Below are 6,693 nucleotides of genomic sequence, written 5' to 3'. Positions count from 1 at the left end.
CGGTGTCGGTGGAGTGGGCGGGGCGGGGGGCCCCGTCCCCCGCCCCCCCCCCCCCCCGCCTCGGCAGCCCGCCAGGGCCACCCATGGATTCACCCATGCCTTAATCAATGGCCCGGCAGGCCGCCTCGGCGGATCATTCCGCCCATGACCGAAGAGACGATCAACGCGGCGGCACCGGGCACCTGGAAACTCGGCGATCTGGAGATCAACCGGATCGGGTTCGGCGCGATGCGGCTGACACAGGACGGTCCGGCGTTCGCGCCGGGCGCGATTCCGAGCGACCGGAACCGGGCGATCGGCGTGCTGCGCCGCGCCATCGAGCTCGGGGTGAACCACATCGACACCGCCGCCTTCTACTTCTCCTCGCTGCGCTCCGCCAACGAGCTGATCAACCGGGCGCTCGCGCCCTACCCGGACGACCTCGTGATCACCACCAAGGTCGGACCGGGCCGAGGCCCCTCGGGCGAGTGGCTGGACCACGCCACGCCCGAGCAGCTGCGCGGCCAGGTCGAGGAGAACCTGCGCCAGCTCGGACGGGACCACCTGGACGTGGTGAATCTGCGCGTCGTCGGCACCGATTCGATCGCCGAACGCTTCGGCGCACTGGCCCGGCTCCGCGACGCCGGCCTCATCCGCCATCTGGGCATCTCGAACGTCACCCCCGAGCACCTCGCCGAGGCCCAGGCCATCGCGCCGGTGGTCTGCGTCCAGAACCAGTACGGCATCGGCGTCCGGCCCGAGTACGACGCGTTCGTGCGCGACTGCGGCGATCAGGGCGTCGCCTTCGTACCGTTCTACTCGATCGCCGGCACCCGGCGGGAAGCGGGCGGCGGCGGCACGGACCACGCCGAACTGCTCACCGTCGCACGGGCGCACGGGGCGAGCGCCGTACAGGTGCGGCTGGCCTGGACGCTCCACCAGGGCCCGCACGTCCTTGCCATCCCCGGAACCGGCAGCCCGGAACACCTGGCCGCGAACGTGGCCGCCGGCGCGCTTCGGCTGACCGACGACGAGCTGGACGTCCTGAACGCACTCCACCGGCGAGACGCGTGACACGTCCGGCCGCCCGGCCTCGACCGGAAGCCTGCACGTCACCGAAGGCGCACGCCGCGTCACCGGACGGGTGCACGTCGGCGGCCGACGACTGGCGGTCCGTTCCTGCGGCGGGATGATGGAGGGGACCCGTGCGTCCGCTCCGTAGAGGCAGCAGTGGCTGCGGGGTGGAGGAGGGATGCGGTCTGGATGAGCGCGGCGGCGTTTCCCCCTGCCGGCCCGGACCCGGCGAGCGGCGAGCTCGCCGTGGAGCCCGGCGGGCTCCTCGACGTACTCGGGGTGGCCGCCGTCGTCGTGGACGCGACCGGGCGGATCGTCCTCTGGAGCCCGCAGGCGGAAGCGATCTTCGGATACCCGGCGGCCGAGGCGCTGGGCCGGCCGGCTGCCCCGCTTCTGGTCTCCGAGCACCAGCGGGACCAGGTGCTGTCCCTGTTCGAGCGCGTCATGTCGGGCGGCGGGCCCTGGGCCGGTGTCATCTCGGTACGCCACAAGGACGGCCGCACGATCCAGGTCGAGTTCCGCAACACCCGGCTCCAGGACGACGAAGGGGGTCTCTACGCGCTCGGTCTCGCCACGGACGCGGCCACCGCGAGGCGCGTGGAACAGGACCTCGCCCTGTCCTCCCGGCTGGTCGCCCACTCCCCGATCGGCCTCGCCGTGCTGGACCCCGACCTCCGGTTCGTCCTGGTGAATCCCGCACTGGAACGCATCGACGGACGCACCGCCGCCAGCTATCTGGGCCGCACGTTCCGCGATGCCGTGACGTCGCCGGACGCCGACGAACTGGAGCAGGCGCTCCGAGAGGTACTGGAGACGGGGATTCCCACCCTCTCCAGGAACGTGCGGGGTTCCGTCCGCTCCGACGGGAAGGAGCAGGTCTGGTCGATGTCGCTGTACCGCCTGGAGACGTCCGGGAAGCGCGTCGTCGGGGTCGCGGCCTCGGTCGTGGACATCACCGACCAGCACCATGCCGCGAGGGCGGCCGCACGGGCCAGACGCCGCCTGGCGGTGATCGCGGACGCCTCCGAGCGCGTGGGCACGACGCTCGACCTGGACCTGACCGCTCATGAACTGGCGGATCTGGTGGTGCCGGAGTTCGCCGACATCGCGGCGGTCGACGTCCTGGAGGACATCCTGGCCGGTCCGCACCCCGGAGGAACGAGGGCCTCGGGGCCGGCCGTGTTCCGTGCCCTCGCCGTGAAGGCCGCGTACCCCACCCCGGCGGAGGAGGCAGCCGACCCGGTCGGCAAACCGGCCCGCTACGGCACCGAGCGGCTGGTCACCCAGTGCGCCCGCACCGGCCGCCCGGTTCTCGTCCAGCACGTCACGGACAGCGACCTCCCCCGCATCGCCCGCGCCGGCCCCGCCGCCGAACTCCTGCGACAGGCCGGCCTCCATTCCTATCTCGCCGTCCCCCTGCGCGCCCGTGGCGTGGTCCTCGGTGTGCTCGACCTCAAGCGCGCGCGCAACTCGCAGCCGTTCGACCGGGACGACGTCCTGCTCGCCGGGGAGTTGGCGGCCCGTGCGGCGGTGGCCATCGACAACGCCCGCTGGTACCGGCAGCAGAGCCAGGCCGCCCTCGCCCTGCAGAGCCATCTGCTGCCCCACGGTCCGGCGCGGTTGAACGGGCTCGACGTGGCCTATCGCTATCAGCCCGCCTCCGCGGCGGTCGAGGTGGGCGGGGACTGGTTCGACGCGATCCCGCTGCCGGACGGCAGGACGGCCCTGGTCGTGGGCGACGTGATGGGCAGCGGCATCACCGCCGCGGCGACGATGGGGCAGGTGCGCACAGCGGCGCGCACGCTCGCCGGGCTCGGTCTGCCCCCTGCCGTGATCCTGACCCATCTGGACCGCATCGTCGCCGATCTGGACGACGCGATGGCCACGTGTGTGTACGCGGTGTACGACCCCCGTCAGGGGAGCTGCCGCATCTCCAACGCCGGCCATCCCCCGCCCGTGCACGTCCCCGTCGGTCGGGCGCCCCTCCTTCTCGACCTTCCCACGGGTGCGCCCCTGGGCGTCGGCGGGGTCCCGTTCGAGACCAAGGAGATCGCGTTCGGCGCGGGTGACGAACTGGTGCTGTACACCGACGGTCTGGTGGAGACCCGTGACCAGGACATCGATGTCCGGCTCGCGGCCCTCACCGACCTGCTCGGCCAGTCCTCCCTGCCCCTGGAGGAGACCTGTGATCTGCTCCTGGGTGCGCTGCGAGGCCCCGACGACCATGACGACGTCGCTCTTCTGATCGCCCGGGCCCACTCCCTGTCCGGCACCGAGAGCGGTCGAGAGGAGGAGGCACCGTGAACGACACGCCCTTCCCGCGTGCCGGCTTCCTGCCCTTCCCCGAGGGCACCGCCGGCGCCCTGCTCGACGGCCGGGGCCGGATCAGCGGCTGGACCCCGGAGGCCGGGGCACTGCTCGGCCGGTCCGCCGTCGACGTCGTCGGGCTTTCGGCGCGCGCCCTCCTCGCCGACCCCGCGGCGTGGCCACCGCTCGTGGCGGCCTACGCGCGGGGGGCCCGGGGAGGCGAGGCGGTGCTGCGCACGGGCGGGGGCGACCGGGTGCCCGTCGTCTTCCAGGCGTTCGATCTCACCGACGTGGGCGTGCGGGACGGTACGGCGGGCGTGGGGGCGGGAGCGGGATGTCTGATCCTGGTCGCCCCGGCGGCAGAGGCCCTCAGCTGGCACCAGGACCAGGCGTTCATCAGGGAGCTGTTCCTCCAGGACCGGGTGGGGCTCGCCGTCCTCGACACGGAGCTACGGCTCCTGCGGACCAACACCCACCTCCTGCCGTACACCGGCGTGCCGTCCGATCTGCGCGGCCGACGCCTGGGCGACTTCCTCTGGCCCGGAGACGCGAAGGCGGTCGAGGAGAAGCTGCGCCAGGTCCTGGCCACGGGCCGGCCGCTGATCCGTGCCGAGGAGTTCCTGCGGACCATCGAGGATCCCGGCGGAGGGGTGGTCATCGCGATCTCGGCGTTCCGGCTGCAGGCACCCGACGGGCGGGCCCTGGGGGTCACGGCCCTCTTCACCGATGTGACCGAGATGCACCGTTCGAGCGAGCGTCTGGCGCTGTTGCACCGCGCCACGGCCTGCGTCGGCGGTTCGCTGTCGGTCAGGGACACGGGCAGAGAGCTGGCCGCCGCGCTGGTGCCCGGCCTGGGCGACCTCGCCGTCGTGGAGATCGCGGAAGCGGTGTCCCTGGGCGAGGAGCCGGTGCCGGACCGGGAGGGGCGGCTGCTGCTCCGCCGTACCGCCATGGCGGGGCTTTCCACGGCCGGCGACGGCCCGGACGCCGCAGCCGCCGCCCTCGTCGCCGTCGACGACGGTGACGACCCCGGTGTCGGTGGCTACCCGATGACCATGACGGCTGCGCTGCGTGCCCGGGGGATGGTGCTCGGCCGCGTGTCCTTGGGGCGGAATGCCGAGCGTGGCGCGTACGAAGCGGCCGACCGGGACCTGCTGCGCGAGATCGCCGACCGTGCGGCCCTCGCTCTCGACAACGCCCGCCGCTTCACCCGCGAGCGCCGCGCGGCCGTCGGCCTCCAGCGCAGCATGTTGCCGCCCACCCAGATGGAGACGGTCGCGGCGACGACGTCGGGCGCGTATCTGCCCGCGGACACCACGAGGGGTGTCGGCGGAGACTGGTTCGACGTGATCCCGCTGTCCTCCGCCCGGGTCGCCCTGGTCGTCGGGGACGTCGTCGGCCACGGCCTCGCGGCCACGGCCACCATGGGCAGGCTGCGCACGGCCGTGCGCACCCTCGCGGATCTCGACCTCGAACCGGACGAACTGCTCACCCACCTCGACGACCTGGTCGCCCAACTGCTCGCCGAACCCGAGGAGACGGCCCTCGACGAGGAGGGCGAGGACAGGACGGACGGCGGGGATCCCGACGACGACCTCGACGACGGCTGGCACATCGGCAATCCTTCCTCCCCCACGGGCGCCACCTGCGTGTACGCGGTCTACGACCCGGTCTCGCTGCGGTGCACGGTGGCGTCCGCCGGCCATCCACCGCCTGCCGTGGCGGACCCGGAAGGCCATGTGTCGTACCTCCCGGTCGACCCTGGCCCCCCGCTGGGCGTCGGCGGGCTCCCGTTCGAGGCGACGGAGGTCGACGTGGCCCCCGGAAGCGTCCTCGCCCTGTACAGCGACGGCCTGATCGAGGGGCGGGACGGCGACATGGACGCGGGCATGGCCGAACTCGCCGCTCATCTGACCCGGCCCGGCTCCCTCGCGGGTCCCCTGCGCGAACTCGGCCGCGCGATCGTCGCGGGCCGGCCCGCCGACGGACTCGGGGACGACGTCACCTTGCTGCTCGCCCGCACCCGGGCCGTACCGGCCGAGGACGCGTCTTCGTGGCGGATCGACGCCGATCCGGCGGCGGTCGGCGCGGTACGGGAGGCCGCGACGACGCGGCTGCGCGAATGGGGGCTCGAAGAGCTCGTCTTCACCACCGAGTTGGTGCTGAGCGAACTGGTCACCAACGCCATCCGGTACGCCGGTGGTCCGATCGACGTGCGACTGATCCGCGCGGGCCGCCTGATCTGCGAGGTCTCCGACCCCAGCGCCACCCACCCACGGATGCGCCGCGCCCGGCTGACCGACGAGGGCGGCCGCGGCCTCTATCTGGTGGCCCAGCTCACCACCCGCTGGGGCAGCCGCTACAGCCGCCACGGCAAGACGATCTGGGCGGAACAGGAGTTCCCGCCGGCGCCGGCCACCGGCTGAGGCAAGCCCGTCCCCGGCGCATCAGGCGGACCCCGGAAGGACCATCCGAGGACGCGCGAGCTGCTGGTCGACGCGGCCCATACACTGGTCCCGCCGACGGGCGACCTCCGCCGTACGCCGGGGTCAACCGCCCCCGTCGGCCGCCGACGCCCGACGGGTCAACGGTCGGGTCAGGCTTCCAGGATGTCGTCGTTGGCGTCGAAGGTGTGGCCGTCGACTGGCAGGTCGCCCAGGATGCCGGAGCGGAGTTCGCCGGTCAGGACGGACAGGATGAAGCGGGCGCTCTGCACCGGATGGTGCTCCCATTCCGGTCCCCGGCCGGCGTTCACCAGCACGGTCCAGTCCTCGGGCCGCCCGTCCTCGGTGGTGAGCCAGTAGAGGTAGGCACCGGTTCCCTCGATGGAGGCGAAGGGAAGCAGGCCGGCTCCCTCGACCGCGAGCTGTTCGGGGCGGGGCTCAGGGCCGATCTCCCACAGACGGGCCAGTACCTCGGCGCGTTCCTCCTTCATGGCCAGGAGGTCGTAGTCGCGGTCCGCGCAGTCGGGCTCCAGCACCCAGACCGTCTCGTCGAAGGCTCCGCCGCCGTAGGTGTCGACGAGGTCCTTGAAGTCCTGGGGCAGGGCGCTGCCCAGTCGTGCCTCGACCGTGGACCAGCCCCGCGGACCGCGCTCGGCCGGCGGCGGGACGATCCAAGTCAGCCGTTCCACATCGGGATGCATCGGCGTTCCTCCCCCGGACGAGTCGGCCCCCAACGAACCATCAGGGTAGTTCTCCTGAGGGAGCACACCTCATGCGGGCCGGCCGGAGAGCATCACCTCGCCGGCCGGTCCGGGAGGCGGAAGCCGTGGAACAGGTCGTTCATGCCGGGCAGGGGTGGCACGGCCCGCGAGGTCGCGGGCCGCCACCG

4 protein-coding genes are annotated in these 6,693 nt (G+C 73.0%); 3 read left to right on the top strand and 1 reads right to left on the bottom strand.

What is annotated here, in order from left to right; translation table 11 throughout:
- Positions 1-144 precede the first annotated feature (144 nt).
- The 3 genes from ACFVZW_RS03270 (at position 145) to ACFVZW_RS03260 (ending at position 5,786) form a co-directional block, all read left to right on the top strand.
- Entirely contained in the window at positions 145-1,053 is a 909-nt protein-coding gene (locus ACFVZW_RS03270; RefSeq protein WP_384515995.1) for an aldo/keto reductase, read from the top strand.
- Positions 1,054-1,242: 189 nt separating this feature from the next.
- A complete protein-coding gene (locus ACFVZW_RS03265) occupies positions 1,243-3,357 on the top strand; it encodes a SpoIIE family protein phosphatase (protein WP_384515993.1) in 2,115 nt (704 codons plus the stop codon).
- A complete protein-coding gene (locus tag ACFVZW_RS03260; RefSeq protein ID WP_384515990.1) occupies positions 3,354-5,786 on the top strand; it encodes a SpoIIE family protein phosphatase in 2,433 nt (810 codons plus the stop codon). Before ACFVZW_RS03265 ends, ACFVZW_RS03260 begins: the two co-directional genes overlap by 4 nt.
- A 170-nt stretch (positions 5,787-5,956) precedes the next feature.
- Here the strand turns inward: ACFVZW_RS03260 and ACFVZW_RS03255 are convergent, their stop codons facing one another.
- Entirely contained in the window at positions 5,957-6,505 is a 549-nt protein-coding gene (locus ACFVZW_RS03255; RefSeq protein ID WP_384515987.1) for an SMI1/KNR4 family protein, read from the bottom strand.
- Between the last annotated feature and the right edge of the window lie 188 nt (positions 6,506-6,693).

It is taken from the genome of Streptomyces sp. NPDC059567 (genome assembly GCF_042735655.1).
Lineage (GTDB): Bacteria > Actinomycetota > Actinomycetes > Streptomycetales > Streptomycetaceae > Streptomyces.
Note: the sequence above shows the minus strand (reverse complement) of the source record. Positions and strands in the feature narration are given on the sequence as shown.